The sequence below is a fragment of the Streptomyces filamentosus genome, assembly GCF_014654895.1.
Classification (GTDB): Bacteria; Actinomycetota; Actinomycetes; order Streptomycetales; family Streptomycetaceae; genus Streptomyces; species Streptomyces filamentosus.
The window spans coordinates 3,365,038-3,390,751 of record NZ_BNBE01000001.1; the positions used below are offsets into that span (position 1 = coordinate 3,365,038).

At 73.2% G+C, this 25,714-nt stretch carries 18 protein-coding genes, 1 tRNA gene and 1 pseudogene; 11 read left to right on the forward strand and 9 right to left on the reverse strand.

From position 1 onward, the window contains the following. Nucleotides 1-17 precede the first annotated feature (17 nt). From IE326_RS15285 to IE326_RS15300, 4 genes are all read right to left on the reverse strand, one after another. Complete coding sequence (locus IE326_RS15285; protein ID WP_150228619.1) at nt 18-992, reverse strand: ribose-phosphate diphosphokinase; 975 nt, start codon at nt 990-992, stop codon at nt 18-20. A gap of 130 nt (nt 993-1,122) precedes the next feature. Continuing rightward, nucleotides 1,123-2,571 carry a bifunctional UDP-N-acetylglucosamine diphosphorylase/glucosamine-1-phosphate N-acetyltransferase GlmU gene (gene glmU / locus IE326_RS15290; RefSeq protein WP_190041771.1) on the reverse strand — a complete coding sequence of 483 codons (1,449 nt, stop codon included), beginning with the start codon at nt 2,569-2,571 and terminating at the stop codon, nt 1,123-1,125. A 119-nt stretch (nt 2,572-2,690) separates the two neighbouring features. Next, a tRNA-Gln gene (locus IE326_RS15295) sits at nt 2,691-2,766 on the reverse strand. A gap of 14 nt (nt 2,767-2,780) precedes the next feature. Next, nucleotides 2,781-3,641, reverse strand: coding sequence for a hypothetical protein (locus IE326_RS15300; protein ID WP_190041772.1), 861 nt, complete (start codon nt 3,639-3,641; stop codon nt 2,781-2,783). Nucleotides 3,642-3,769: 128 nt separating this feature from the next. Here IE326_RS15300 and IE326_RS41455 point away from each other — a divergent pair. After that, nucleotides 3,770-5,084 (forward strand): annotated as a pseudogene (locus IE326_RS41455) (sensor histidine kinase). A gap of 84 nt (nt 5,085-5,168) precedes the next feature. Here IE326_RS41455 and IE326_RS15310 read toward each other — a convergent pair. Together IE326_RS15310 and IE326_RS15315 are read right to left on the reverse strand one after the other, a co-directional pair. Continuing rightward, the gene (locus tag IE326_RS15310; protein WP_150228613.1) at nt 5,169-5,651 is read right to left on the reverse strand and encodes an SUKH-3 domain-containing protein; all 483 of its coding nucleotides are present in this window, start codon (nt 5,649-5,651) and stop codon (nt 5,169-5,171) included. A gap of 8 nt (nt 5,652-5,659) precedes the next feature. Next, a complete protein-coding gene (locus IE326_RS15315; RefSeq protein WP_150228611.1) occupies nt 5,660-6,163 on the reverse strand; it encodes a YwqJ-related putative deaminase in 504 nt (167 codons plus the stop codon). A 329-nt stretch (nt 6,164-6,492) separates the two neighbouring features. On the opposite strand from IE326_RS15315, the gene IE326_RS15320 reads away from it, so the two are divergent. The 5 genes from IE326_RS15320 to IE326_RS15340 all read left to right on the forward strand — a co-directional run bounded on the left by IE326_RS15320 (nt 6,493) and on the right by IE326_RS15340 (nt 13,814). Next, nucleotides 6,493-7,491 carry an SMI1/KNR4 family protein gene (locus IE326_RS15320; RefSeq protein ID WP_150228609.1) on the forward strand — a complete coding sequence of 333 codons (999 nt, stop codon included), beginning with the start codon at nt 6,493-6,495 and terminating at the stop codon, nt 7,489-7,491. A gap of 7 nt (nt 7,492-7,498) precedes the next feature. Then, nucleotides 7,499-9,997 (forward strand): SUKH-4 family immunity protein, encoded by a 2,499-nt coding sequence (locus IE326_RS15325; RefSeq protein ID WP_190041773.1) that lies wholly within the window; start codon nt 7,499-7,501, stop codon nt 9,995-9,997. Between the two features lie 135 nt (nt 9,998-10,132). Then, nucleotides 10,133-11,140 (forward strand): coiled-coil domain-containing protein, encoded by a 1,008-nt coding sequence (locus IE326_RS15330; protein ID WP_229915343.1) that lies wholly within the window; start codon nt 10,133-10,135, stop codon nt 11,138-11,140. Nucleotides 11,141-11,150: 10 nt separating this feature from the next. Continuing rightward, complete coding sequence (locus IE326_RS15335) at nt 11,151-11,528, forward strand: VOC family protein (protein WP_190041774.1); 378 nt, start codon at nt 11,151-11,153, stop codon at nt 11,526-11,528. A gap of 54 nt (nt 11,529-11,582) precedes the next feature. Then, nucleotides 11,583-13,814, forward strand: coding sequence for an FG-GAP repeat domain-containing protein (locus IE326_RS15340; protein WP_190041775.1), 2,232 nt, complete (start codon nt 11,583-11,585; stop codon nt 13,812-13,814). 16 nt (nt 13,815-13,830) lie between these two features. Here IE326_RS15340 and IE326_RS15345 read toward each other — a convergent pair whose 3' ends face one another. Continuing rightward, complete coding sequence (locus tag IE326_RS15345) at nt 13,831-14,391, reverse strand: nitroreductase family protein (RefSeq protein ID WP_150228601.1); 561 nt, start codon at nt 14,389-14,391, stop codon at nt 13,831-13,833. 229 nt (nt 14,392-14,620) lie between these two features. Here IE326_RS15345 and IE326_RS15350 point away from each other — a divergent pair, with 229 nt between their 5' ends. Both IE326_RS15350 and IE326_RS15355 read left to right on the forward strand, forming a co-directional pair. Beyond that, nucleotides 14,621-15,487, forward strand: coding sequence for a helix-turn-helix domain-containing protein (locus IE326_RS15350; RefSeq protein ID WP_190041776.1), 867 nt, complete (start codon nt 14,621-14,623; stop codon nt 15,485-15,487). Further along, entirely contained in the window at nt 15,484-15,729 is a 246-nt protein-coding gene (locus tag IE326_RS15355) for a DUF397 domain-containing protein (RefSeq protein ID WP_190041777.1), read from the forward strand. Before IE326_RS15350 ends, IE326_RS15355 begins: the two co-directional genes overlap by 4 nt. 55 nt (nt 15,730-15,784) lie before the next feature. Here IE326_RS15355 and IE326_RS15360 read toward each other — a convergent pair whose 3' ends face one another. Beyond that, complete coding sequence (locus IE326_RS15360; protein WP_190041778.1) at nt 15,785-17,485, reverse strand: MFS transporter; 1,701 nt, start codon at nt 17,483-17,485, stop codon at nt 15,785-15,787. A 259-nt stretch (nt 17,486-17,744) separates the two neighbouring features. Here IE326_RS15360 and IE326_RS15365 point away from each other — a divergent pair, with 259 nt between their 5' ends. The 3 genes from IE326_RS15365 to mfd all read left to right on the forward strand — a co-directional run bounded on the left by IE326_RS15365 (nt 17,745) and on the right by mfd (nt 24,972). Further along, nucleotides 17,745-18,563, forward strand: coding sequence for an ABC transporter ATP-binding protein (locus IE326_RS15365; protein WP_229915344.1), 819 nt, complete (start codon nt 17,745-17,747; stop codon nt 18,561-18,563). Then, the gene (locus IE326_RS15370) at nt 18,560-21,133 is read left to right on the forward strand and encodes an ABC transporter permease (protein WP_190041779.1); all 2,574 of its coding nucleotides are present in this window, start codon (nt 18,560-18,562) and stop codon (nt 21,131-21,133) included. The genes IE326_RS15365 and IE326_RS15370 overlap by 4 nt, the downstream gene beginning before the upstream one ends. A 308-nt stretch (nt 21,134-21,441) precedes the next feature. Further along, nucleotides 21,442-24,972, forward strand: a complete 3,531-nt coding sequence (gene mfd, locus IE326_RS15375) for a transcription-repair coupling factor (protein WP_190041780.1) — start codon at nt 21,442-21,444, stop codon at nt 24,970-24,972. Nucleotides 24,973-24,993: 21 nt separating this feature from the next. Here mfd and IE326_RS15380 read toward each other — a convergent pair whose 3' ends face one another. Continuing rightward, nucleotides 24,994-25,593: a TetR/AcrR family transcriptional regulator gene (locus tag IE326_RS15380; protein WP_150228589.1), complete on the reverse strand. Its 600-nt coding sequence runs from the start codon at nt 25,591-25,593 to the stop codon at nt 24,994-24,996. Nucleotides 25,594-25,714: the final 121 nt, after the last annotated feature.

Genomic DNA, 25,714 nt, shown 5'->3' on the forward strand with positions numbered 1-25,714 from the left:
CCGGGCGGTCCGACGGCTCAGTGCTCCTCGAAGAGGCTCGTCACCGAACCGTCCTCGAAGACCTCGCGCACCGCACGCGCGATCGTCGGCGCGATCGACAGCACCGTGATCTTGTCCAGCTCCAGGGAACCCGGCACCGGCAGCGTGTCCGTGAACACGAACTCGCTCACCTTCGAGTTCTTCAGGCGGTCGGCCGCCGGACCCGACAGGATGCCGTGCGTCGCCGTCACGATGACGTCCTCCGCACCGTGCGCGAACAGCGCGTCCGCCGCGGCGCAGATCGTGCCGCCGGTGTCGACCATGTCGTCCACCAGCACGCAGACGCGGCCCTTCACGTCACCGACGACCTCGTGCACCGTCACCTGGTTGGCGACGTCCTTGTCACGGCGCTTGTGCACGATCGCCAGCGGCGCGTCCAGACGGTCGCACCAGCGGTCGGCCACGCGCACGCGGCCGGCGTCCGGGGAGACGATCGTCAGCTTCTCGCGGTCGACCTTGCCGCCCACGTAGTCCGCCAGCACCGGCAGCGCCGACAGGTGGTCCACCGGGCCGTCGAAGAAGCCCTGGATCTGGTCCGTGTGCAGGTCCACCGTCAGGATGCGGTCCGCACCGGCCGTCTTCATCAGGTCCGCCACCAGACGGGCCGAGATCGGCTCGCGGCCGCGGTGCTTCTTGTCCTGACGGGCGTAGCCGTACGACGGCACGATCACGGTGATGCTCCGGGCCGAAGCCCGCTTCAGAGCATCGATCATGATCAGCTGCTCCATGATCCACTTGTTGATCGGAGCCGTGTGGCTCTGGATCAGGAAGCAGTCCGCACCGCGCGCCGACTCCTGGAAGCGGACGTAGATCTCACCGTTGGCGAAGTCGAACGCCTTGGTCGGAACGAGACCGACACCCAGCTGGTGCGCGACCTCCTCGGCCAGCTCGGGGTGGGCGCGGCCGGAGAAGAGCATCAGCTTCTTCTCGCCGGTCGTCTTGATCCCGGTCACAGCACTGTCTCCTCAGACGTGTTCTCTGGCCGCAAGACCCGCCCACCCGGAACTCCCGGGCGCGTGTGCGAACCAGCCGAATTTGTGTGCACGTATCACGGTACGCCTCCATTGACGTACCCGTTTCCGGTCAGCTTTCGCCGGCCGACCCCTCCGAGGCCGCCTCGGCGGCCTGCGCCGCCGCGCTGCCGGGCCGCTTCCGGGCGACCCAACCCTCGATATTCCGCTGCTGGCCCCGGGCCACGGCCAGCGCACCCGCCGGCACGTCCTTCGTGATCACGGACCCGGCGGCGGTGTAGACCCCGTCCCCGATCGTGACAGGAGCCACAAACATGTTGTCCGAACCGGTCCGGCAGTGGGACCCGATCGTGGTGTGGTGCTTCGCCACGCCGTCGTAGTTCACGAACACGCTCGCCGCGCCGATGTTCGAGTACTCGCCGATCGTCGCGTCACCCACGTACGACAGATGGGGGACCTTCGTGCCCTCGCCCAGCGTCGAGTTCTTCACCTCGACGTACGTGCCGACCTTCGCCTTCACGCCGAGCCGCGCGCCCGGACGGAGGTAGGCGTACGGCCCCACGGAGGCGCCCTCGCCGATCTCGGCGGAGACCGCCACGGTGTTGTCCACCCGCGCGCCCCGGCCCACGACGGTGTCCGTCAGCCGCGTGTTCGGCCCCACCTCGGCGTCCTCGCCGATGTGCGTCGCCCCCAGCAGCTGCGTGCCCGGGTGGATCACCGCGTCCTGCTCGAAGGTCACCGTCACGTCCACCAGCGTCGACGCCGGGTCGACCACGGTCACGCCGGCCGTCATCGCGGCCTCGAGGAGCCGCTGGTTCAGCAGGGCGCGGGCCTCGGCGAGCTGCACCCGGTTGTTGATCCCCAGGATCTCGCGGTGGTCGGCAGCCACGGAGGCGCCGACGCGGTGACCCGCCTCGCGCAGGATCGACAGCACGTCGGTGAGGTACTCCTCGCCCTGGCTGTTGTCCGTCCGCAGCTGCTTGATCGCCTGCGAGAGCAGCGCGCCGTCGAAGGCGAACACCCCGGAGTTGATCTCCCGGATGTCGAGCTGGCCCGGCGAGGCGTCCTTGTGCTCGACGATCGCCGTCACGGCCCCGCTCCCCGGGTTCCGCACGATCCGCCCGTACCCGGTCGCGTCCGGCACCTCGGCGGTCAGCACGGTCACGGCGTTGCCGTCGCCGGAGTGCGTCTCCGCGAGCGCCCTCAGCGTCGCGCCGGACAGCAGCGGGGTGTCGCCGCAGACGACCACGACGGTCCCCTCGGGCGCGGCCCCCAGCTCCTCCAGGGCCATCCGCACCGCGTGCCCGGTGCCGTTCTGCTCCTCCTGCACGGCCGTACGGGTCCCCGGGTACACCTCCTCCAGGTGCCCGCGCACCCGCTCCCGGGCGTGGCCCACGACCACCACGAGGTGCTCGGGCTCCAGCTCGCGCGCGGCGGACACCACGTGCCCCACGAGCGACCGTCCGGCGATCTCGTGCAGCACCTTGGGGGTCTTGGACTTCATGCGGGTGCCCTCACCCGCTGCGAGGACGACGACGGCTGCCGGGCGGTTGGCGCTCACGGATATGCCCTTCGGCTTTGGGTGGTGGACGCACGAAGGATACCGGGGGGTCAGGGGGCGGCCATGAAGAAGGGCCCTGACCTGGGAGGTCGGGGCCCGAACAGAGGACGTGTGCGCTGTGGCTCCCCCGCAAGGATTCGAACCCTGTCCTGCCAAGACCAAAACTTGGTGTGCTGCCAGTTACACCACGGGGGATAGCGCCTCAGACCTTACCGGAGACGGTTGATCGAGCGGGCCACGATTCCGTTCCACCACCCTTCGATCCGGTGGTAGAGCTCGGCGCTCTTGGCCACGTCCACGACGAGGCACCCTCGGTAGCCCTCCCCGGTGTTCTTCCGAGTGGTCAGCGGATTGTGCCGCTTGAGGGTCGTGGGCTTGAGCTGGCCGATGTTCACTCCGACGAGGCCCGCCCAGTACTGCTCGACGCCGTGCACGTCGGCGGACTCGTGGATCATCAGGCGAAAACTGATCCGTTCCTCGGCCACGCCGACAAGCCGAAGCCAAGCGAGAAAGACCAGGATCACGTGGGGGTCGCTGTTGACGAAGATGACGCGTTCCCGGCGGGAGTACGCCTTGCTTTTCGCACCCTCGGCCCAGTAGAGCGCGACGCCGGCGATCAGGAGCTCTTGCTCACTCATGGCTCCGATCTCGGCCTCAGCGGCCTGTCGGGCGGCCTCGTACTCGTTGCGACGGGCGCGGCGCTGCTGCGCGAGCCCTTCGCGCATCAGCGCACGCTGCTCCTCCGGGGTATAACGCCGCTCCGGCTTCGGCAGGTCCCGTACCCACAGGGAGATCGAGCTCTTCGAGCAGCCCAGTTCGACCTGGATCTGGTCATACGTCATGCCCTGGAGGCGGAGCTGGCGGGCGCGGTTCCGGAGGTCGTCCTTCGCGTTGGGGCGCTTCGTCCACTCGGGCGGAGGTTCGCCCTTGACCAGGCGCTGGAGGAGGTCGTTGTTGAAGATCTTCAGGCGGTCGCGGATCTGGCGGAGGCTGAGGCCCTCGCGGCGCAGGGCCACCGCCTGGGCGCGCAGGTTCTCGAAGTCCGCGTACCTGTTCATTTCTGCGGTCATGTGATGAGCGTCGTCCGGAATGCGGACGCGTGGGGTCGAAATCGTGGCGATTCAATAGTTCGAGGGACTGGTGTGCGAGAGGTTGACGTCCTTCGGATTTCGTCGGGGGGCGCCCGTAGGGTGGGGGCATGACCGCAACGGGGGCAGATCGGGACGCGCCGGGCGCGCGTACGTGGTGGTGGGGGCGGCGGCGGAGCGTCGTGCTCGACGGGGGGCTGGCGCTGGTGTCGGCGGTGGAGTGTGCCGCCGAGGGGGTGTCGTTCGCGGGGAGGGCCGGGGGGCCGGAGGCGCTGGGGGCGCTGCTGGGGTTCCTGGTGGGGTCCGTGCTGCTGGTGCGGCGGCGGTGGCCGATCACCGTGGTGCTGGTGTCGATCGCGGTGGCGCCGGCCGAGATGGGTTTCCTGATGGGGGTCGTCGGGCTGTACACGCTGGCCGCCTCCGAGGTGCCGCGGCGGTACACGGCGGTGCTGGCGGGGATGGCGACGGTCGCCGTGTTCGTGGTGACGGCCGTGGAGATGCGGCGGGACATCGCCGCGCAGGCCGACGACTTCGATCCGAGCACCTGGTACGTGCCGGTGATGGCGCTGTTCATGACGCTGGGGCTGAACGCGCCTCCGGTGCTGTTCGGGCTCTACATAGGGGCGCGGCGGCGGCTGATGGAGAGCCTGCGGGAGCGGGCGGACTCGCTGGAGCAGGAGCTGTCGCTGCTGGCGGACCGGGCGGAGCAGCGGGCGCAGTGGGCGCGGCAGGAGGAGCGGCGGCGGATCGCGCGGGAGATGCACGACGTGGTGGCGCACCGGGTGTCGTTGATGGTGGTGCACGCGGCGGCGTTGCAGGCGGTGGCGTTGAAGGACCCGCAGAAGGCGGTGCGGAACGCGGCGCTGGTGGGTGACATGGGGCGCCAGGCGTTGACGGAGCTGCGGGAGATGCTGGGGGTGCTGCGGGAGGAGGCGGTTCCGGCGGTTCCGGCGGCTTTGGAGGCGGTGCCGCTGGCGGCGGTGGGTCGGGCCGCCGCGGCGGCGGCGGAGGCCGCGGCGGGGCCGGGGCTGGACGCGGTGGAGGGTTTGTGCGAGGAGTCGCGGCTTGCGGGGGCCGCGGTGGAGCTGGTGGTGCTGGGGGAGGCGGGGGAGCCGGGGGCGTATCCGCCGGAGGTGGAGCGGACGGCGTACCGGGTGGTGCAGGAGGCGCTGACGAACGTGCACAAGCACGCGCCGGGGGGCGGCGGTCGTGGTGCGGCTGGCGCACCGGGGCGGCGAGGTGGCGATGCAGGTGGAGAACGGTCCCTCGGACGCGGGTGCGGCGGACGCGGGTCTGCCGAGCGGGGGGAACGGTCTGGTGGGGATGAAGGAGCGGGTGTCCCGGCTGGGCGGGGTGTTCGTGTCGGGTCCGACGGACGCGGGCGGTTTCAAGGTGTCGGCGGTGATTCCCGTACGGGAGTCGTGACGGGGCCGGTCCGGTCGCCGGGGCTGGTTCGGCCGCGCCGGGGCCGGTTCGGTCGCGGGTGCCGGTCCGGTCGCCGGGGCCGGTTCAGCCCGCGGTGAGGCGGGTGGGGCGGGTGCCGGTGACGAGGGTGGCGAGGGCGGTGTCGATGTCGTGGCCGAGGTACCAGTCGCCGGTGTGGTCGAGGCTGTAGACGCGGCCTTCGGCGTCCATGGCGAGGACGGCCTGGTGGTCGCCCTCTTCGCCGAGGGGGGCGAGTTCGGTGCCGAGGGCGCGGCCGAGGTCGGCGAGGGTGCGGGCGAGGTGGAGTCCGGCGAGGGGGTCGAAGCGGAGGGTGGCGGGTGCTATCTGGCGTCCGTGGCCGGGGGCGGTGAGGTGGAGGCCGCCGAATTCGGCCCAGGCTTCGACGACGGCGGGGAAGACGCTGTGGCGGTGTCCTGCGGGGGAGACGTGGGCGCGGAGGGTGTCGGCCCATTCCTCGGCGAGTTTGATGTCCCAGCGTCCGGGCTGCCAGCCGGCGTCGCGGAGGGCGGCGTCGACGTTGACGGGGAAGCGCGTGGTGTCGGACATGGGGCGGGTCAGCCGTTCTCGGTGGGGGTGACGCTGCGGACGCCGAAGTGGTCGAGGAGGGCGGTGCAGGAGCGGCAGGGGGCGGCGTAGCTGCCGTGGAGGGGGTCGCCGTCCTCGCGGATGCGCCGTGCGGTGATCTTGGCCTGTTTGAGGCTGCGGCGGGCTTCTCCGGCGGTGAGGGGTTTGCGCTGGGCGCGTTTGGAGCGGTTGTTCTCGGTGGCGGTGAGGTGCCGGGAGAGGAGGATGGCTTCGGGACAGCGTCCGGTGAAGCGTTCCCGCTGGCCGCTGGTGAGGGTGTCGAGGAAGTCCTGGACGAGGGGGTGCAGCACGGGGGGCGTGTCGCCGCGGCCCGCGGTGCAGGTGAGGGTCTCGCCGCGGACGGAGAGGGCGGCGCCGACGGCGGGCAGGATGCCGTCGCGGCGGTGGAGCAGCAGGGGCGCGCGCCCGGTGCCGGTGTCGCTGCTCCAGTTGAGGCGTGGGTCACCCTGCGTGGGCGTCGTGCTGGCGTACATGGTGCTGGTCTTCCCCTCCTGCAATCCCCCGAGTTGCGGTGCACAGCCTGCCAAATGGGGAGGCATCTGGGGAAGCTGGGTGGGGGTTTCGCCGCGTCGGTGTGTCGGAGCCGTGGTCGGCCTGTCATGGGTTCGTGACGGTTGGTGACGGTGGGTGTGCGGGGTGGGGTGGTGGGGGCGCGGGCCGGTTCGTGGTCTTGTGGCAGCGCATAGGCTGTGCGGGGTCGGTCGGGCGCGGCCGTGCGCAGGGGCGTGCGGCGGCCGGAGCGAGCAGGGACATGCAGTAGCAAGCAGTAGCAGCCAGTGACGCCATGCAGGGGGCAACCGCCATGACGACAGGTCGGCTCGGGCAGGCCGTCGCGCCACCGAACGCGGCTTATGCCGGGCAGGTCGTGCGTTTCCCGGATCCGGTGCGTGCTTCGCGGCATCCGCGGGGTGTGCGGGTGGACGAGCGCGGCTATCCGGACTTCTCGCCGTACGCGCGTGCGGCGGCGGAGGTCGCGGAGCCTCCGGAGGGTTTCGGTGTCGACGAGCTGCGGCTGACGGACTACGTGTCGGCGAACGCGGCGATGGCGGCGACGGGCCACGAGTTGTGGGACACGATTCCGGCGGTGGCGACGCCGCACGGGTGGACGTGGCACCACGTGGTGGGTTCGCGCCGGCTGGAGCTGGTGCCGGTCGAGGTGAAGGCGTTGCTGCGGCACCACGGCGGGGTGGCGACGGCGGCGGTGGACCACGGGAAGCGGGGCACGCGGCCGTTGCAGGAGACGCGTCCGGTGCACTTCGGGTTGCCGAAGGGCCGGGTGGCGGTGTCGGAGCAGCAGTTGCAGGGCGTCGAGGAGGACCTGGGGTACCGGCTTCCGGGGGCGTACCGGTCGTTCCTGAAGGCGGCGGGCGGGTGTGCGCCGGTGGGTGCGGCGCTCGACGCGGAGCTGGGCGTGCTGGTGGACCAGCCGTTCTTCACGGTGCGCGAGGAGGCGGGGGTCAACGACCTCGTCTACGTCAACAAGTGTCTGCGGGACCACCTGACGAAGGACTACCTGGGGGTGGCGTTCGTGCAGGGTGGTCTGGTGGCGGTGAAGGTGCGGGGCGCCGGGGCCGGTTCGGTGTGGTTCTGTGCGTACGACGACGCGCGGGATTCCGGTGAGGAGGCGGCGCGCTGGTCGGTGGAGGAGCGGGCGGAGCGTCTGCTGCTGCCGTGCGGTGCGGATTTCGACGCGTTCCTGTCGCGGCTGGCGGGCAATCCGCCGGAGCTGGAGACGGTCGCGAATCTGATGGTGGACGGTGGCTTCGCGCGTGCCGTCCCCGTGGCCCCGGTGGGAGGGTGAGCCGGCTGTGGTGACGTTCGCGCAGGCGCAGGAGCGCGCCGAGGAGTGGATCAACGGCGATCTGCCGCCGTATCAGCACCAGGAGGTGCGGGTCCGGGAGTTCGGGCTGGGTTTCGTGGTGTGGGCGGAGGCCCGTGAGGGCGGTCCGACGGTGGACCTGGGCCGGCAGCGGTTGGTGATCGCGCGGGATTCGGGTGAGGCCACGTTGTGGCCGGGGTTGCCGGTGGGCGAGGTGATCCGGCGGTACGAGGAGGAGTACGGGGCCTCGGAGGAGGCCGCGGAGTCGGTTCCGGCGGCGCCTCCGGCGCGGATCGACCTGAACCAGACGTCGTTCCTGCTGAGTCCGCCGGAGTGGTTGCAGGACGCGGCGGACAAGATCGGTCTGCCGCAGCGGCCGAACGCCTCGCAGGAGGCGGGGGAGCCGCAGGACGCGCCGGACGTGCAGGACACGCAGGACGTGCAGGACCTGCCGGGTGCGGTGGTCGGTGCGGGGTCGGGTTCGGTGTCGGTGTCGTCGGCGGGGGCGGAGCCCTCGGACGGTTCGGAGACGCCCGCGGTGCCGCTGCCGCTTCCCGTGCAGCCCGTTCCCTCTTCTTCTTCCGAGTCCTCTTCCTCTTCTTCTTCCTCTTCTTCCTCTTCCGAGGGGGAGTACGAGCCGACGGCGATGGACGGGGTGCCGGCGGCTCCGGCCGCGCAGGCCGGTCCGTGGGTGGACGCGAACGCGAGTTCCGGCGGGGTGGAGGGCGTGCCGCTGCCGGCGACGGTCTTCGCGCCGCCGTTGTCGGGTGCCGACGACGAGGACGCGCCGCCGCCGGTGGTGGGTGCGGACGCGCCGACGGCGTTGATGCAGGGCGGGAGCGCGCTGCCGAAGACGGCGGTGGCGCCGCGGCTGGATCCGGCGGCGCCCGCGCCGCAGGGTGCCACGCCGCCTCCGGCGGTTCCTCCGGCGGTTCCGCCGGCCGCGCCTTCGGGTGCGGGGGACATCGCGGACGCGGCGACGAGCAAGGCGACGCGTCCGCCGAAGGCGCGCGGGCCGGTCGCTCCGCCTCCGCCGCCCCCGCCGGGGGTGCCGGGCGGGACGTCGGGCGGTGGTGCGGGTGCTTCCGGGGGTGCCGGGGCCGCTTACGTGCCGACGCAGCTGACGCCGCAGACGCCTCCGCCGGGGGTCGTGCCTCCGGCGCCGCCGGGGCCGGTGACGCCTCCGCAGCCGGTGCACCACGCGGCGACGATGCTGGCGCATCCGGGTCCGGTGGGTCCGGGCGGCGGGCCGGGCACGCCGCCTCCGCCTCCTCCGCCGCCGCCGGGCGTCCCGGGTGGTCCGGGGACGCCGGCGCACGGGATCGAGCACGCGCCGACGATGCTGGCGCAGCCGGGTCCGGGCGGTCCCGGTGCGCCGCTGCCGCCGCCGGGGCCCGCTCCGGCTCCGCAGGCGCCGCAGGCTCCTCGGCCGCCGCGTCCGGCGCCGGGTCCCGTACCGCCTCCGGCTCCGGCTCCGGCGCCCGCGTACGGGTATCCGCCGCAGCCGCCGGCCGGGGTGCCGACGGTCGGTCCGGGCTATCAGGCGGTGCTGCGGTACCGGGCGCCGGACGGTTCGGAGCAGCAGATCATCCGGCGTTCGGCGCCGGGCACGCCGCATCCGGAGTGGCAGATCCTGCACGAGCTGCGCGGGCTCGGTGTGCCGCCGCAGCAGGTGCTGGAGCTGCACACGGAGCTGGAGTCGTGCGAGCTGCCGGGCGGTTACTGCGCGCGGATGATCCGCGAGACGTGGCCGCAGGCGCGGATCACGAGCATCGCTCCGTACGGCCGCGATCACCTGGGCCGCCAGCAGGGCATGCGCCAACTGCTCACGCATCAGGGCGAGTTGCATCAGGTGGCGGACGGTCCGGCGCGGCCCGCGCCGGTGCGGGCCCCGCTGCCGCAGGTGCAGCCGGCGCCTCCGGTGCCGCCGGAGGGCGTGGCGCAGGAGCTGGCGGGGGCGTTCGGTCCCGGCATCCTGCGTTTCGACCAGCGGGCGGTGTCGCGGCAGGGCGTGCCGGAGGCGGTGGCGGTCACGCTGATGTGGGCGGGGCTCCCGGCGGACTTCGGGCCGTTCTTCTGGGCGCAGCCGGCGATGCCGGTGGTGCCGACGCTGGCGGAGCTGGCGGCGCAGCGGCAGGTGCAGGCGGCGTCGGACGCGAGCTCGTACCTGGTGCTGGGGTCGGACTTCGGGCGGGCGATCTGTGTCCAGTACGGGACCGCGCACATCGTGGCGGTGCCGGTGGAGGCCGGTCCGGGCGGGGCGCCGGTGCCGCCGCAGTTCGTGAACACGGGGCTGCCGGAGTTCACGCGGTCGATGGCGCTGCTGGGCCGGATGTGGCGGCTGCGGTTCGGGCTGACGCCGGAGCAGGCGGGTCGCTGGACGGTGGACTTCCAGGCGCAGTTGGCGATGCTGGACCCGGCCGCCCTGTCCTCGCCGGACAACTGGTGGTCGGTGCTCCTGGAGCAGATGTGGGACGGTCTGCTCTGATCTCCGCTCCGCTTCCGGTCTGACGCTTAGTTAGGCGGAATGTGACGAAGGGCGCTCGGTGGGTGACCACGTCGGGCGCCTTTTGTCCGTTCTGATGGCGCATCCTGGAGGGGACCGGAGGAAGGGGCGCCAGGGATGAGTTTTGCCGTCGGACGGGGTCGGGGGTACCGCCCGGAGCAGGTCGACCGCTACCTCGCCGCGCTGTCGGAGGACCGCGACGAGGCGTGGGAGCGGGCCGCGCGGCTCACCGTCCTCGCCAAGGAGATGGAAGCGGAGCTGGCCGCGCTGCGGGAGGCCGTCGCCGCGCTGAAGCCGCAGCGGTACGAGGAGCTGGGCGAGGCCGCGCAGCAGATCCTGAGGCTGGCGGAGCAGGAGGACGAGCGGCTGGTGCGGGCGGCCGAGGCGGAGGCCCAGGCGGTCGCGGAGGCGGCGGACGCCGCGGCCCGCGAGGCCCGGGAGGCCGCCGACGCCTACGCGGAGGGGCTGCGGTCCGCGGCCGAGGCGCAGGCCCGTGCGACGCTGGAGGCCGCCCGGGAGCGGGCGGAGGAGCTCGCCACCATCGCCCGCCGGGACGCCGAAGGCGCCAGGACGGCGGCCCGGGAGGCGTATGAGGAGACCGGGCACCGCGCCGCGGAGCTCGTCGCCCGGCAGGAGGAGGAGCACCGGTCCGCCCGGACCGAGGCGGACCGTGCGGAGCAGGCCGCCGTGGCCGCGTTCGAAGCCGGGCACGCGGAGGAGGTCGCCGCGGCCGAGGCCCGCCTGGAGGAGGCCCGCCGCGCCCTCGCCCGCACCGAGGAGGAGGCCCGGCACGGCCAGGAGGACGCCGACGCGAGGGCGGCGGAGATCCTGGCGGAGGCCCGGCTCGCGGCGGAGCGGACCGAGCGGGCGACGGAGCGGGTCCTGCGCGAGCACGACGAGGCGCGCGACGAGATCCACTCGCACATGGAGCACATCCGCAACTCGCTGGCCGCGCTGACGGGCCGCCCGGTGACGGCGGCGGAGCCGGAGCCGGAGTCGGAGTCTGGGTCGGAGCCGGGGTCGGGACCTGACGAGGAACCGGCGGGCGGCTCTCCCGCGTCCGACGGGCCGGCCGGGCCCGGGGCGGCGGAAAACCGGGAGCCGGAGGAGGGCTCCGCCTCCTAGTCTCGCGGCCATGCGCCTGCGACTGACCGCCGTGAACCTCGACTGCCCCGACCCGCTCGCCCTCGCCGCCTTCTACGCGGAGGCCACCGGGCTGCCGCTGCACGGGCGGTCGGGCGAGGACTTCGCGGGCCTGGTGGCGGAGGACGGCCTGCTCATCGGCTTCCAGCGGGTCGCCGGACACCGCCCTCCGACCTGGCCGGAGGACGAGGTCCCGGCCCAGCTCCACCTCGACTTCGAGGTGGACGACCTGGACGCGGCGGAGGCCCGGCTGCGTGCCCTCGGCGCCGCCGTCCCCGCCGTCCAGCCCCGCCCCGGCCTGTGGCGGGTGCTGCTGGACCCGGCGGGCCACCCCTTCTGCGTCTCGCCCCGGAAACCCCACCGCGCGTGAGCGGCGGGAAGCGGTAGCCTCTCGGTCTTCATCAGGGGAGGGGAACCCGCACACATGACCCACGCACGTCCGCGCAGTCGCAGAATCGCCGCCGCCGCCATCACCGTCGCCCTCGCCGCCGCGGGCGGCACCGTCCCGGCGTTCGCCGCACCGGCCGCGCCGCTCGCGGCCCAGGACGGCCAGGAAACGGCGGTGACGTACCCGAAGGGGTACGTGGAGCTCCTCGGGGGCGGGGAGAAGGGCTTCTTCACCAGGTCCGGGCACACGGTGAGCTGGACCTCCTACGCGACGGGCGCCTCGCAGGTGGTGCGCGACGACCCGAACGGCGACCGGTGCGACCTCGGTGCCTCGGACGTCGTCGTGACGGGGAAGCACCCGACCTCGCTGACGGAGGCGCGGGTGTTCACCGTCCGCGACCTGGCCTCGGGGGCGGCGCCGTACGTCGTGGACCTCGACGCGCTGGCGGAGGACGGCGAGCGGTACGTCTACCGGGGGGCCGTGGGCGGCACGCTCGTCGTCAACGTGGTCGGGGAGGACGGGACCGTGGAGGCGCGGCTGGTGACGCCGGGCGCGAACGGCCCGGAGGAGCGCCCCGTCACGGGGCTGCCCGCCGACTTCGCCGCCTTCCGGGTCACCGAGACCACCGCCGGCACCGCCGCCCTCGTCGTCTCCGCCGGACCGGTGGACGCCCGCCGGTACACGCGGAGCGTCCTGGACGTCGCCTCGGGCGCGGTCACCGACCACTTCCCCCGCCGCGACCCCTACAACAGCGCGCCGGTCTCCGTCTCGGCCTCGCACGTCGCGTGGCCCGACGAGACGGACCCGTCCCACGTGGCCGTGGCCGCCCGGGGGACCGGCGGGACGGGGCCGGTCCGGAAGACCGGAGTCCCGGCCTATCACCCCTACGCCCTGCTCGGCGGCTGGCTGGTGCACGGCGGGACCACCCGGCCGGAGACGTCCGGCGACGGCGGCCCGCTGATGGCGGAGCGCGCGGACGGCACCGGGACGCCCGTGCGGGTCCTCGACACGATGGGCTGGCTCGTGCCGGGGCCGGACGGCTCCCTGATGGCGCGGGGCGGCTCGGTCGAGCACGGCGAGGGGCTGTACCGGCTCACCCTGGACGCGGAGGGGCTGCCCGTCGCGGAGCCCGTCGCGCCCACGGGCGAGCCCACCGTCCTCGTGTACGGGGGCGCCGAGGTGCCCGCCACGATCGACCTGGACCGGACGCGGGCGGCGGCCTTCCGGTGGAAGGTGGCCGGGCGGATCGGGACCTCGCGCGTCACGATCACCCGCCTGGACGGCCCCCGCGCCGAGGAGCCGGTCGTGTTCCGGAACCTGGGGCCGATGGGGACGGACGCGGTCGGTTTCACGTGGAACGGCGAGGACTTCGGCACGCCGGGCCGCCCCGCCGAGGCCGGCCGGTACGCCTGGAAGTTCGAGGCGACGCAGCTCAGCGGCCTGGGCGCGCCGGTCGCCGCCTCCGGGACGTTCACCGTCCGCCGCACCCCCGGGCTGCACGACTTCGACGGCAACGGCGCGCCCGAGCTGCTGACGCGGACCGGTGGGCGCGCGCACGTCGTGGACCTCGTCGTCGACCCGGACACCCGGACGCCCGCCGCCTTCCAGGAGGTGGACTTCGGCGGCGGGTGGAGCGCGTACGACCGCCTGGAGTCGGTCGGCGACGTCGCGGGCTCCCCGGTCGCCGACGCCGTCGCCCGGGACCGCGACGGGGTGCTGTGGCTGTACCAGGGCACGGGCGACGTGCGGCAGCCGCTGCGCCCGCGCGTGCGGGTCGGCGGCGGGTGGAACACGTACGACCGGATCACCGGCGGCTCCGACCTGACCGGCGACGGCCGGGCGGACGTGGTCGCCGCCGACCGGACGGGCGCCCTCTGGCTCTACGCGGCCACCGGGAACGCCACGACGCCGTTCAAGGCGCGCAAGCGGGTCGGCGGCGGCTGGGGCGTCTACAACGACCTCGCCGCCACCGGCGACCTCGGCGGCGCGAAGGCCGGCGACCTCGTCGCCCGCGACCGGTACGGCGTGCTGTGGCTGTACCTCGGCAAGGGCGACGGCACCTTCGCGCAGCGCGTGCGGATCGGCGGCGGCTGGGGGGCCTTCCGCCAGTTCGTCGGCATCGGCGACGCGAACGGCGACTCCCGTCAGGACCTCCTCGTCTCCGACGGCTTCGCCGAGTCCTTCTACGCCGGTACGGGGGACTGGCGGGCGCCGTTCGAGGCGCCCCGGCGGACCGGGCTGGCGCCGGGAGGGACCGAGCGCTTCTGACCCGCCGGGGCCCGCGCTACTCCGCCTCCGTCCACGGCGCCGCCAGCAGGTCGGCGACGCTGCGGCGGGGGCGGACGGCGGGGGCCTCCTCGGCGGCCCTCCCCACGGCCACCATGGAGACGATCGCCCACCCGGGCGCCGGGTCCAGCTCCTCGGCCAGCCCCTCCAGGTCGAAGGCCCGGAACTGGTGCGCGGCCAGGCCCAGCGCCTGTGCCTGCACGGTCATGTGGGCGATCGCCTGCCCCAGGTCGTAGTCCGCGAACTCCGAGTACTGGAGGTCGCCGTCCCCCACGTGCCGCCGGGTCAGCGCGACCACCAGCAGCCCCGCCCCCGCCGCCCACCGCGCCGAACTCGGCGCCAGGTGCGGCAGCACCCGCGCGTGCTCCGCCTCCCCCGGCCGGCTCACGTGGAACCCCCACGGCTGCGAGTTCCCCGCCGAGGGCGCCCAACGGGCCGCCTCGAGGAGCAGGTTGAGCTTTCCGTCGTCCACGGCCCCCGCCGGATCGAAGCGGTGCGGGCTGAACCGGCCCGCGAGCAGGGGGTGGATTCCGCCTCGCGGTTCCGGATCGTGTCGCATGCCGGGGCAACTCGCCGCCGGGCGGGGGTATTCCGCCCACCCTCGTGGCGGGTCGGGCGCGCGCCCGGAGCGCGGGGACCGGCCGGGGCGCGTGCCCCGGCGCGCGTTCACTTGTGGGGGTGGTGATTTCCCGCTTCCCGGTACCGGGGGCGGCGCCCGGTCCTACGCTGACCAGCAGTGACGCGACAGCGCTGAGCGATGGTACGGGTGCGCCAAAAGGGTGGTGCGAATGTCGGGGAAGCAGCAAGGGGAGCGGCCGGAGAAGCCGGCCGAGGTGGACGGTACGACGTATTTGTTCAAGGCCCTGGGCAAGATGCTCAAGGTGCTGCGAATGAACGCCGGGTTGAGTCAGGCGCAGCTCGCTGCGGAGACGCATTGCAGCGAGGACCTGATTTCCGCGGTGGAGAGGGGCGTCCGGGTTCCGCAGCCGGATTTCCTGATGCGGGCGGACGAGGTGCTGAAGGCCAAGGGCGTGCTGGTGGCGGCCGTGGAGGACACGGAGCAGGCACTGTCGCGGGCGCGGGTGCGGCATCCGGACTGGTTCCGGAGCTTCGCTGCGGCGGAGGCGGCTGCGGTGGCGTTGCACTACTACGCTCCGCAGGTCGTTCCCGGCATTCTCCAGACGCATGCGTACGCGGATGCGGTCTTTCGGCATCACCGCCCGCTTTACGACGAGGAGGAGATCGAGAAGCGGCTCGCTGACCGACTCGCTCGACAGGTCCTCTTCGAGAAGCGGCCGGCGCCGACGATCAGCTTCGTCATCGAGGAGAGCGTTTTCCACCGCCCCATGGGTGGTCGGGACGCTTTCCGGGAGCAGATTCGGCGCATCGCTGAAGTGGCCGCCCTCAGGAACGTCCACCTCCAGATCATGCCGAACGAACGGACCGAACATCCGGCCCTGGAAGGTCAGTTCACCCTCCTGACCCTAAAAGGGAAGCGGGAGGTCGCGTACGCCGAAGGCTACGGAACCGCCCGTCTGTTCACCGAGCTCGAAGAGGCACGCACCTACGCCGAGCGGTATGGAATCATGCGCGCACAGGCACTCACGCCACCAGAGTCCCTGGAGCACCTGAAGCAACTGCTGGGAGAGCTATGAGTACCGCAGATCTGGCCTGGTTCAAGAGCAGCTACAGCGGCGGCTCGGGCGGCGAGTGCATCGAGGTCGCCTACGACTGGCGCAAGTCCAGCTACAGCGGCGGTGAAGGTGGCGAGTGCGTCGAGGTCGCCGCGCACCCCACCCTCATCCACGTCCGTGACTCCAAGGTCCCGCACGGTCCCCAGCTCGCCGTTTCCCCCGCCTCCTGGGCGGCGTTCGTCGAGGGCGCCTCGGCGGAGTAGCAGGTCGTAGGGGAGCCCGGCGCCGTCCGTCCAGGACGGTGCCGGGCTTTCGCGTTCACTCGTCCTCGCCGGACGCCTCCTTCAGTACGGGGAAGCGGCGGGGGGCCAGGGTGAGGAGGGCGAGGAGGGCGAGGGCGGCGGCTGCGGCGGCGCCGAAGTAGACGTGGTCGACGGCCGCGTCGACCGCCCGCCGGAGGTGGTCCGCCGCTTCGGCGGTGAGGGCGGCGGGGGCCTCCAGGGCGCGGGCGACGGCGTCGAGGTCGCCGCCTCCGAGGCGGGCGGCGAGGACGGTGTTGGCGACGGCGCCGAACGCCGCCGCGCCGACGCTCTGGCCGACCTGGCGGCAGAAGAGGACGGACGCGGTGGTGGTGCCGCGCTCCTCGTAGGGGACGGTGGACTGCACGCCGACCATCAGCGGGAGCTGGAAGAAGCCCAGGCAGGCGCCGAGCGCGAGCATCAGGAGGGCGGGCTGCCAGGGTTCGCCGGGGTAGGGGAGGAAGGGGAAGGCGAGGAGGAGGGCGAGGGCGCCGGTGATGCCGATGACGGCGGTCATGCGGAAGCCGATGCGGGTGTAGACGCGGTTGGAGAGGGCGGCCGAGATGGGCCAGCTGAGCGTCCACGCGGAGAGGACGAAGCCGGCGGCGATCGGGCCGAGGCCGAGGACCGACTGGGCGTAGGTCGGGAGGAAGACGGTCGGGGCGACCATCAGGAGGCCGAGCGCGCCGAGGGAGAGGTTGACGGCGGCGATCGTGCGGCGGCGCCAGACCCAGCCCGGGATGATCGGTTCCGCCGCGCGCCGCTCCACGACGACGGTGAGGCCCGCGAGGAGGGCGGCGCCGCCCAGCAGGGCGAGGGAGGGCGCGGAGAGCCACGGCCAGGCGACGCCGCCCTGGACGAGGGCGGTCAGCAGCAGGGCGCCGGTCGCGAAGACGCCGAGGGCGCCCGGCCAGTCGATGCGGACCGGGGTCGTACGGGGCGGGCGTGCGGGTTCCTTCAGGTGGCGGGCGATCAGCCAGAGGGCGACGGCGCCGACCGGGAGGTTCACGAGGAAGATCCAGCGCCAGTCCGCGTACCCGGCGAAGAGGCCGCCGAGGGCGGGGCCCGCGATGGAGGCGGTGGCCCACACGGAGGAGAGCTTCGCCTGGATCCTGGGGCGTTCCTTCAGCGGGTACAGGTCGGCGGCGAGGGTCTGCACGGTGCCCTGGAGGGCGCCGCCGCCGAGGCCCTGGACGACGCGGAAGGCGATGAGGGCGGCCATGTTCCAGGCGGCGGCGCAGAGGAGCGAGCCGACGAGGAAGACGATCGTGCCGGCGACGAGGACCGGCTTGCGGCCGTAGGTGTCGCTGAGCTTGCCGTAGACGGGGAGGGCGACGGTCGCCGCGAGCAGGTAGCCGGAGAAGAGCCAGGAGAAGACGGAGAGGCCGCCGAGGTCGCCGACGATCTGGGGGACGGCGGTCGCGACGATCGTGCCGTCGAGGGCGGCGAGCGCCATGCAGAGCATGAGCGCGGCGACGACGGCGGCCCGGCGGGGATTCGCGGGCGGCGCCTGTTCGGGTGGGACCTGCGCGGGCGGGACCTGGGCGGGCGGTGTCTGCTCGTGCGGCGCCTGCGCGGGTGGGACCTGTCCGGACGGCGCCTGCGCGGGTGGGGCCGCGCCCGCCGTGACCTTCGCGCCCTCCTGGGCCCTCGCGCTCGGAGCCGTACCGCTCGGGGTCTTGTCTCCGTGCTTCCCGCCGCCCTCTCCGCCGTCCTTCACCCTGCCCGCCCCTCTCTTTCTTCGTACACCTAAATGTGCGCGGACAGGGTCTCACCGGCACCACGGGTGGAGGAACCCCTAGGGGGTGCTCCCCCATGTGATCCAGGGGCCGGTCGTTCCGGCGGAGGACGAGAAGGGCGGGGGACGGTTCTTAGCTTGTTCTTACACGCGGCTTGTTCGGCGCATAGCTCGTTCCCGCACACCGCTCGTTCCGCACACCGCTCGTTCCCGCACACCGTCTACCGCTCAGGAGAGAACCGTGACTTCGGCTGTGACCATCCCCAGGCACGGGGGTACTGGAGGGCGTACGGCCGTCGCCGCTCGGGCGCGGCAGGTCGTCAAGGCCTATGGCTCGGGGGAGACCCGGGTCGTCGCGCTGGACCACGTCGACGTGGACATCGCCCGCGGGCGGTTCACCGCGATCATGGGCCCCTCGGGGTCCGGCAAGTCGACGCTGATGCACTGCCTCGCCGGCCTCGACACCGTCACCGGCGGCCAGATCTTCCTCGACGAGACCGAGATCACCGGCCTCAAGGACAAGAAGCTCACCCAGCTGCGCCGGGACCGGATCGGCTTCGTCTTCCAGGCGTTCAACCTGCTGCCGACGCTGAGCGCGCTGGAGAACATCACGCTGCCCATGGACATCGCGGGCCGCAGGCCCGACCGGGAGTGGCTGGACCGGGTCGTCGACACGGTCGGGCTCGCCGGGCGGCTGAAGCACCGGCCGAACGAGCTGTCCGGCGGGCAGCAGCAGCGCGTCGCCGTCGCGCGGGCGCTCGCCGCCCGGCCGGAGATCATCTTCGGGGACGAGCCGACCGGCAACCTCGACTCGCGGGCCGGCGCCGAAGTCCTCGGCTTCCTGCGGCAGTCGGTGGACGAGCTGGGGCAGACGATCGTCATGGTCACCCACGACCCGGTCGCCGCGTCCTACGCGGACCGGGTGCTGTACCTGGCGGACGGGCGGATCGTCGACGAGATGGAGCGGCCCACCGCCGACGCCGTCCTCGACCGGATGCTCCTCTTTTCCGGGGGACGCCCCCAGACCTCCGACTTCGACGCGCGGGGGCGGACGTCGTGACCGTCCTCAGAACCTCGCTGCGCAACCTCCTCGCCCACAAGGGGCGCATGGCGCTCTCCGCCGTCGCCGTGCTCCTGTCCGTCGCGTTCGTGTCCGGGACCCTGGTCTTCACCGACACCATGAACACGACCTTCGACAAGCTCTTCGCCGTCACCGCCGCCGACGTCACCGTCTCCCCGGCCGCGGGCGACCCGTCCGACGAGACGCCGGACACCGGCCGCCCCGAGTCCCTCCCCGCCTCCGTCGTGGAGAAGGTGCGGAAGGCGGAGGGCGTCGCCGAGGCGCGGGGCTCCGTCACCTCCCTCGGCGTCACCGTCGTGAACGCGGCGAACGAGAACGTGGGGCCGACCAGCGGCGCCCCGACGATCGCCGTCGACTGGAACCCGTACGAGCTGCGCTCCGTCGAGCTCACCGAGGGACACGAGCCGCGCGGGCCCACCGACGTCGTCGTCGACCGGGGCACCGCCGACAAGCACGGCCTGGAGCTCGGCTCCGAGCTGCGGACGATCTCCGCCGCCGGCGACTTCACCGCGAAGGTGTCCGGCATCGTCGACTTCAAGGTCACCAACCCGGGCGCCACCGTCGTCTACTTCGACACCGCCACCGCCCAGCGCCGACTGCTCGGCAGGGAAGGGCTGTTCACGCAGGTCGTGGTGGACGCGGAGCCGGGCGTCGCCCACACCGCGCTGAAGGCGGACGTCGCCGCCGCGCTCGGCGACGGCTTCCGGGTCCAGACCGCCGCCGAGGTCGCCGACGAGGGCAGCGAGGACCTGGCCGGATTCCTCGACGTCATGAAGTACGCCATGCTCGGCTTCGCCGGGATCGCCTTCCTCGTCGGCGTCTTCCTCATCGTCAACACCTTCTCCATGCTGGTCGCCCAGCGCACCCGCGAGATCGGCCTCCTGCGGGCCATCGGTTCCACCAGGAAGCAGATCAACCGGTCCGTCCTCCTGGAGGCCCTCCTCCTCGGCCTGATCGGGTCGGTCGCCGGCGTCGCCGCCGGTGTGGGCCTCGCGGTCGGCCTGATGGAGCTGATGTCCTCCCTGGGCATGGAGCTGTCCACCCGGGACCTCACCGTCGCCTGGACGACGCCCGTCGTCGGCCTCGCCCTCGGCGTCCTCGTCACCGTCCTCTCCGCCTACGTGCCCGCCCGGCGGGCGGCCCGGATCTCGCCGATGGCCGCCCTCCGCGACGCCGGCACCCCCGCGGACGGCCGGGCCGGACGGGTCCGCGGCGCGATCGGCCTGCTGCTCGTGCTCGCCGGCGGCGGCGCGCTGTGGGCCGCGGCCCAGGCCGGGAAGGCGGGCACGGGCTCGCTGTGGCTCGGCGCCGGCGTCGTCCTGTCGCTGCTCGGCTTCGTCGTCGTCGGCCCGCTCCTCGCGGGCGTGGTCGTCCGGGTCCTCGGCGCGGTCGTCCTGCGGGTCTTCGGGCCCGTCGGCCGGATGGCCGAACGGAACGCGCTGCGCAACCCGCGCCGCACCGGCGCCACCGGCGCCGCCCTCATGATCGGGCTCGCGCTCGTCGCCTGCCTCTCCGTCGTCGGCTCCTCCATGGTGGCCTCCGCCACCGACGAGCTGGACCGGTCCGTCGGCGCCGACTACATCGTGCAGAACCGGACGGGCGCGCCGATCGTGCCGCAGGCGCAGGCCGCGGTGGAGAGGACCGCGGGCCTCGACCACGTCACCGAGTACCGGCCGGTCGACGTGCGGATCACCGACCCGCGCGGCACCGAGTCGAAGGAGTGGCTGGCGGCCACCGAGCCGAGCTACCCCGGCGACCTCCGGCGCGAGGTCACCTCCGGCGACCTGGCCGGCGCGTACGCCCCGGGCGCCATGTCCGTGGGCAGCGACTACGCCACCGAGCACGGGGTGGAGGTCGGCGACGTCCTGACGGTCGCCTTCGACCACGGGTCGACGGCGAAGCTGAAGGTCGCCGCGATCACCGCGGACACCGGGAACGTCGACAACGGCGCGATGTACACGAACGTCACCACCGCCCGCGCCCACCTGCCGGCCGACCGGCTCCCGGCCAGCGCGCTGCTCCTCGCGAGCGCGGAGGACGGGCAGGAGGAGGCCGCGTACGAGGCCCTGAAGACGGCGCTCGCGCCGTACCCGCAGTACCAGGTGTCCAACCAGGCCGACTACAAGGAAGACCTCAAGGACCAGGTCGGGCAGCTCCTGAACATCGTCTACGGCCTGCTGGCGCTGGCGATCGTCGTCGCGGTCCTCGGCGTCGTGAACACGCTGGCCCTGTCGGTGGTCGAGCGCACCCGCGAGATCGGCCTCATGCGCGCCATCGGCCTCTCCCGGCGCCAGCTCCGCCGCATGATCCGCCTGGAGTCCGTCGTCATCGCCCTCTTCGGCGCGTTCCTCGGCCTCGTCCTCGGCATGGGCTGGGGCACCGCCGCCCAGCGGCTCCTCGCCCTGGAGGGCCTGGGCGTCCTGGAGATCCCCTGGCCGACGATCCTCACCGTCTTCGCCGGCTCCGCCTTCGTCGGCCTCTTCGCCGCCCTCGTCCCCGCCTTCCGCGCGGGCCGCATGAACGTCCTGAACGCGATCGCGAGCGACTGACCGCGAGCGACCGGCCGAGGGACACGGCGTACGGCCCCGGTGCGAGCGGCGCACCGGGGCCGTACGGCCGCCCGTCTCCGACGGACAGCACCGGTACGTCGTGGAGCGGGATGTTCTTGTCCCGGGTGACGAGCGTCAGTCCTTCGGCCCGCGCACGGGATCCCCCGCGCCCGGGGCGGTCCGGCGTCGTAGGGTGGAGGACCCGGCCCGTGGTACGTGTCGGGTCGTTCGCGTTGTCCGCCTGTTCGTTCTGTTCGTTCTGTTCGTTCTGTTCGTTCACCCACGTACGCACCGGGATGGAAGACCCCATGAGCCTGCACGGTCTGCTCGACCTCGTCGTCAAGGACGCGGCCCTCACCGAGGCGGTGGCGGCCGCCGCCGACGGGCACCGGCCGCACGTGGACCTGGTGGGGCCCCCGGCCGCCCGGCCCTTCGCGGTGGCGGCGCTGGCGCGGGACTCGGGGCGGCCGGTGCTCGCGGTGACGGCGACCGGGCGGGAGGCCGAGGACCTGGCGGCGGCGCTGCGGTCGCTGCTCGACCCGGACACCGTCGTGGAGTACCCCTCGTGGGAGACGCTGCCGCACGAGCGGCTGTCGCCCCGCTCGGACACGGTCGGCCGCCGCCTCGCCGTGCTGCGGCGGCTCGCCCACCCGTCCGCCGAGGACCCGTCCGCCGGGCCCGTCTCCGTCGTCGTCGCGCCCATCCGGTCCGTGCTCCAGCCGCAGGTCAAGGGCCTCGGGGACCTGGAGCCGGTGGCGCTGCGGAGCGGGCGGACCGCCGATCTGAACGAGGTCGTGGAGGGCCTGGCCGCCGCCGCGTACTCCCGGGTGGAGCTGGTGGAGAAGCGCGGCGAGTTCGCCGTGCGCGGCGGCATCCTGGACGTCTTCCCGCCGACCGAGGAGCACCCGCTCCGGATCGAGTTCTGGGGCGACGACGTCGAGGAGATCCGTTACTTCAAGGTCGCCGACCAGCGGTCCCTGGAGGTCGCCGAGCACGGCCTGTGGGCGCCGCCCTGCCGCGAGCTGCTGCTCACCGACGAGGTGCGGCAGCGGGCCGCGGCGCTCGCCGAGGAGCACCCGGAGCTGGGCGAACTGCTCAACAAGATCGCGGAGGGGATCGCGGTCGAGGGCATGGAGTCCCTCGCGCCGGTCCTCGTCGACGACATGGAGCTGCTGCTCGACGTGCTGCCCGAGGGGTCCATGGCGGTGGTCTGCGACCCCGAGCGGGTGCGGACCCGGGCCGCCGACCTCGTCGCCACCAGCCAGGAGTTCCTCCAGGCGTCCTGGGCGGCGACGGCGGGCGGCGGCGAGGCCCCGATCGACGTCGGCGCGGCCTCCCTGTGGGGGATCGCGGACGTCCGGGACCGGGCGCGCGAGCTGGGCATGATGTGGTGGTCGGTGTCGCCGTTCGCGGCGGACGAGGACGACACCGGCGGGGACACCCTGACCCTCGGCATGCACGCCCCCGAGTCGTACCGCGGCGACACGGCCCGCGCGCTCGCCGACACCAAGGGCTGGCTGGCCGAGGGCTGGCGGACGGTGTACGTGACGGAGGCCCACGGCCCGGCGTCCCGCACGGCCGAGGTGCTGGGCGGCGAGGGCATCGCGGCCCGGCTCGACGCGGACCTGGCCGAGGTCGAGCCGGCCGTCGTGCACGTGTCGACCGGCTCCATCGACCACGGCTTCGTGGACCCGGCGCTGCGCCTCGCGGTCCTCACCGAGACCGACCTGTCCGGCCAGAAGGCGGCCGGCAAGGACGGGCAGCGGATGCCCGCCAAGCGCCGCAAGACGATCGACCCGCTGACCCTGGAGGCCGGCGACTACATCGTGCACGAGCAGCACGGCGTCGGCCGGTACGTGGAGATGGTGCAGCGGACCGTGCAGGGCGCGACCCGCGAGTACCTCCTCGTCGAGTACGCGCCCGCGAAGCGCGGCCAGCCCGGCGACCGCCTGTACATCCCCACCGACCAGCTGGAGCAGGTCACCAAGTACGTGGGCGGCGAGGCGCCGACGCTGCACCGGCTCGGCGGCGCGGACTGGACGAAGACGAAGCAGCGGGCGAAGAAGGCCGTCAAGGAGATCGCGGCGGACCTGATCAAGCTGTACAGCGCCCGCATGGCGGCCCCCGGGCACGCCTTCGGCCCGGACACGCCGTGGCAGCGGGAGCTGGAGGACGCCTTCCCGTACGCGGAGACGCCCGACCAGCTGTCCACCATCGCCGAGGTGAAGGAGGACATGGAGAAGACCGTCCCCATGGACCGCCTGATCTGCGGCGACGTCGGCTACGGCAAGACGGAGATCGCGGTCCGGGCGGCCTTCAAGGCCGTCCAGGACGGCAAGCAGGTCGCCGTCCTCGTGCCCACGACGCTCCTCGTGCAGCAGCACTTCGGCACGTTCAGCGAGCGGTACTCGCAGTTCCCGGTGAAGGTGCGGGCGCTGTCCCGCTTCCAGACGGACGCCGAGTCGAAGGCGACCCTGGAGGGGCTGCGGGAGGGCTCCGTCGACGTCGTCATCGGCACCCACCGCCTCTTCTCGTCCGAGACGAAGTTCAAGGACCTCGGCCTGGTCATCGTCGACGAGGAGCAGCGCTTCGGCGTCGAGCACAAGGAGCAGCTGAAGAAGCTCCGCGCCAACGTCGACGTCCTGACCATGTCCGCCACCCCGATCCCGCGCACCCTGGAGATGGCGGTCACCGGCATCCGCGAGATGTCCACGATCACCACCCCGCCGGAGGAGCGGCACCCCGTCCTCACCTTCGTCGGCCCGTACGAGGAGAAGCAGATCGGCGCGGCGATCCGCCGCGAACTCCTGCGCGAGGGCCAGGTCTTCTACATCCACAACCGGGTCGACTCGATCGACCGGGCGGCGGCGCGGCTGCGCGAGATCGTCCCCGAGGCGCGGATCGCGACGGCCCACGGCCAGATGTCCGAGCAGGCCCTGGAGCAGGTCGTCGTCGACTTCTGGGAGAAGAAGTTCGACGTCCTCGTCTCCACGACGATCGTCGAGTCCGGCATCGACATCTCCAACGCCAACACCCTCATCGTGGAGCGCGGCGACAACTTCGGCCTCTCCCAGCTCCACCAGCTCCGGGGCCGCGTCGGCCGGGGCCGCGAGCGCGGCTACGCCTACTTCCTGTACCCGCCGGAGAAGCCCCTCACCGAGACCGCCCACGAGCGGCTCGCGACGATCGCCCAGCACACCGAGATGGGCGCGGGCATGTACGTGGCGATGAAGGACCTGGAGATCCGCGGCGCGGGCAACCTGCTCGGCGGCGAGCAGTCCGGTCACATCGCGGGCGTCGGCTTCGACCTGTACGTCCGCATGGTCGGCGAGGCGGTCGCCGACTACCGCGCCTCCCTGGAGGGCGGCGCGGAGGAGGAGGCGCCGCTGGAGGTCAAGATCGAGCTGCCCGTCGACGCGCACGTCCCGCACGACTACGCGCCCGGCGAGCGGCTGCGCCTCCAGGCGTACCGCGCGATCGCCTCCGCGAACACGGAGGAGGACGTCAGGGCCGTGCGCGAGGAGCTCACCGACCGCTACGGCAAGCTGCCCGAGCCGGTCGAGAACCTCCTCCTAGTCGCGGGCCTGCGCATGCTGGCCCGTGCCTGCGGCGTCGGCGAGATCGTCCTCCAGGGCCCCAACATCCGCTTCGCCCCGGTGGAGCTGCGGGAGTCCCAGGAGCTCCGCCTCAAGCGCCTCCACCCCAAGTCCGTCATCAAGCCGGCCGTCCACCAGATCCTGGTGCCCCGCCCGGCGACCCGCCCGATCGGCGGCAAGCCGCTGGTCGGGCGCGAACTGCTGGCGTGGACGGGGGAGTTCCTGACGACGATCCTGGACTGACCCGTCGTCGCCGGGCCGCGGTCACCGCTCCCGGCCGGTTCGTTCGGTCCGTTCCGTTCGTTCGGTCCGTTCCGTGAGGAAGCCCGTCAGGGCGTCGAAGTACTCCTCCGGGGGGAGGGCGCCCACGGCGTCGTCCACGTTGTGCGTGAGGTACAGGGTGGCGAAGCCGTGGGCGAGGGACCAGGCGGCGATGCCGGTGGCGCGGGGGTCGGGGCCGGGGAGGCCGGCGACGCCCGCGCGGAGCGCGGCGCCCGCGCGGTCGCGGGCCGCCGTGAGGTCAGGGTCGTCGGGGCGCAGCAGGGCGGGGGCGAACATGACCTGGAAGTGCGCGGGGTGGTCGGCCGCGAAGCGGACGTAGCGGCGGCCCCGGTCGGCGAGCGAGGTGCCGGCGGCGAGGGCGTCGGCCAGCAGGCCGAAGCCCTGGGCGGCGATGGCGGTGAGGAGCCCGGTCCGGTCGCCGAAGTGGTGGGCGGGGGCGGCGTGGGAGACGCCCGCGCGGCGGGCCAGGTCGCGGAGGCTGAGGGCGCCGGGGCCGTCCGCCGCGATCACCTCCAGGGCCGCCGTCAGGACCGCCTGCCGCAGGTCGCCGTGGTGGTAGGTGTTCCGGTTCCGGCTCGTCATGGGAGCAGCGTAATCCGTGTCTAGTCGTTGACAAGTTGCACGGACGGGCGCAGTCTTGTCAGTGGCTAGATTGCTCCGTGGTCCGTTTCGCGCCGCCTTGTGGAGGGTCCCCGTGGACACC

Bases quoted from the DNA above. Each gene is read 5' to 3' on its own strand.
- IE326_RS15340 (WP_190041775.1), top strand. From the start codon at position 11,583: ATGACCCACGCACGTCCGCGCAGTCGCAGAATCGCCGCCGCCGCCATC.
- IE326_RS15300 (WP_190041772.1), bottom strand. From the start codon at position 3,641: ATGACCGCAGAAATGAACAGGTACGCGGACTTCGAGAACCTGCGCGCC.
- IE326_RS15315 (WP_150228611.1), bottom strand. From the start codon at position 6,163: ATGTACGCCAGCACGACGCCCACGCAGGGTGACCCACGCCTCAACTGG.
- IE326_RS15310 (WP_150228613.1), bottom strand. From the start codon at position 5,651: ATGTCCGACACCACGCGCTTCCCCGTCAACGTCGACGCCGCCCTCCGC.
- IE326_RS15335 (WP_190041774.1), top strand. From the start codon at position 11,151: ATGCGCCTGCGACTGACCGCCGTGAACCTCGACTGCCCCGACCCGCTC.
- IE326_RS15350 (WP_190041776.1), top strand. From the start codon at position 14,621: ATGTCGGGGAAGCAGCAAGGGGAGCGGCCGGAGAAGCCGGCCGAGGTG.
- IE326_RS15355 (WP_190041777.1), top strand. From the start codon at position 15,484: ATGAGTACCGCAGATCTGGCCTGGTTCAAGAGCAGCTACAGCGGCGGC.
- mfd (WP_190041780.1), top strand. From the start codon at position 21,442: ATGAGCCTGCACGGTCTGCTCGACCTCGTCGTCAAGGACGCGGCCCTC.
- IE326_RS15380 (WP_150228589.1), bottom strand. From the start codon at position 25,593: ATGACGAGCCGGAACCGGAACACCTACCACCACGGCGACCTGCGGCAG.
- IE326_RS15330 (WP_229915343.1), top strand. From the start codon at position 10,133: ATGAGTTTTGCCGTCGGACGGGGTCGGGGGTACCGCCCGGAGCAGGTC.
- IE326_RS15345 (WP_150228601.1), bottom strand. From the start codon at position 14,391: ATGCGACACGATCCGGAACCGCGAGGCGGAATCCACCCCCTGCTCGCG.
- IE326_RS15320 (WP_150228609.1), top strand. From the start codon at position 6,493: ATGACGACAGGTCGGCTCGGGCAGGCCGTCGCGCCACCGAACGCGGCT.